Below are 1545 nucleotides of genomic sequence, written 5' to 3'. Positions count from 1 at the left end.
GGGTCTGGCCCGTAGTCGGTGGTGACGGCGGGTAGCCATCAGCGCAGGAGGATACGGTGGCGGAGGAGGTCGAATCCGGCGCGGCCGTGCATCTGCCGCATGATCCGTTTCGTTCTGGTGTTGACGCCTTCGGTGCGGCCGTTGTGGTACGGCAGGGTGAGACCGGCGTCGACGGCTGAGCGGTCGAGTTCGAGGCCGTTGGCGAAACTGTGCAGGTGAGGCAGGGCCGCGGCGCGGGTGGCGGTGATCCACTCGGTGAGCTTCAGATCGTTGCCCTGGGCCGGGGCCAGCAGGGCGGCGAAGCCGCGCACGAGATCGGTGAGTTCGGTCATCTCCGGGCAGGCCGCAGTGATCTTTTCCAGCAGGGTGGTCTCCTTCGGCCGCAGGTTCTCCGGATCGGTGAGGAGGAGCCGCGCGGCGCGGCGTGGGGTGGTGACGGGCCGGTCGCCGTCGGCGCGGCCCTGGTTGAGGTATTTGTGCAGGCCGTTGAGGCTGCCGGTGTAGCCGAGTTCCTTGATCTCGTGGAAGAGGTGGAGGACGGGGACGCCCGGCTCCTCGGCCCGGCGCCGGCGCAGGTGTTCGCGGTAGGGGTCGACGAGGGTGGGCCGGTAGGCCGGCGCGATGCGCAGACCGGTGGGCTCGGGCATGCGGGCGTAGCGTTTGACAGTGTTCAACGCGAGGCCGAGGCGGCGGGAGCAGTCCAGCAGGCCGACGCCCTGGCCGAGCAGGGTGTGGACCTTGTTCCAGCGGTCCCGGGTGGTCTGCTCGCGGATGCCGCCGGGCAGCGGCGGGTTGAGGACGGCGGCCCAGCAGCCGGCGTGGGCGCGGACCTCGAGCTGGACCTTGTCGCACAGGTTGCGCCACAGGTGCCAGCGGTCGCTGACCTGCACCGCGTCGGGCAGGGCGCGACGGATGGCCTCGGCATAGGTGGCCGAGCCGTCCCGGCATACGACCTCGATGCCGGGATGCTCGCGCAGCCAGGCTTCCAGGGGATCGGCGTCCCGGCCGGGCAGGACCTCGATGCGCCGGCCGGTGACGGCATCGGTAATGATCGTGGCGTAGCGGCGACGGCGCCGCAGCGCGAAATCGTCCACCCCGATCACCCGTGGGACCGGCGCCTCGGGCACCGGCAGACGCCACAGCCACCTCAGCACGGTGCTGCGGGAGGCCGGCACGGCCAGCAGGCCGGCCAGACGGGCGGCCGCCCGGCCGCATAACTCCCGTGCCACCTCGGCTATCTGCCCGGCCAGCCGCACCGTCCGGCGCTGATGGCGCTCCAGCAGTCCGGGAACCTGCTCACGGAAGGTCTGCCGCACACAGCCCAGCACCGGACAGACCAGCCGCCGCACCCGCAGCCGGACGACGACCTGCCGGCCGTCGACCGGCACGTCCGCCACCGTCCGGTGGTGATACCCGTGCACCTTCATCGTCGGCGTCCCGCACACCGGGCACGGCACCGCGACACCCCGGGTACGGGCCGTGACCACGACCGCGTCCCCGCCGTCCGTAACACCCTCGATCACCACCCCCGACAGCCCGGAAAAC

1 protein-coding gene is annotated in these 1545 nt (G+C 71.8%); it reads right to left on the bottom strand.

The genetic code is table 11. The features are described 5' to 3' along the window. Positions 1-38 precede the first annotated feature (38 nt). The coding region (locus tag C1I97_RS36990) for an ISL3 family transposase (RefSeq protein WP_111007247.1) at positions 39-1545 on the bottom strand (1507 nt) is incomplete at its 5' end.

The sequence above is a fragment of the Streptomyces sp. NTH33 genome, assembly GCF_003236365.1.
GTDB lineage: Bacteria > Actinomycetota > Actinomycetes > Streptomycetales > Streptomycetaceae > Streptomyces.
The sequence above is the reverse complement of the archived record's forward strand: the minus strand, read 5'-3'. Positions and strand labels throughout refer to the sequence as shown.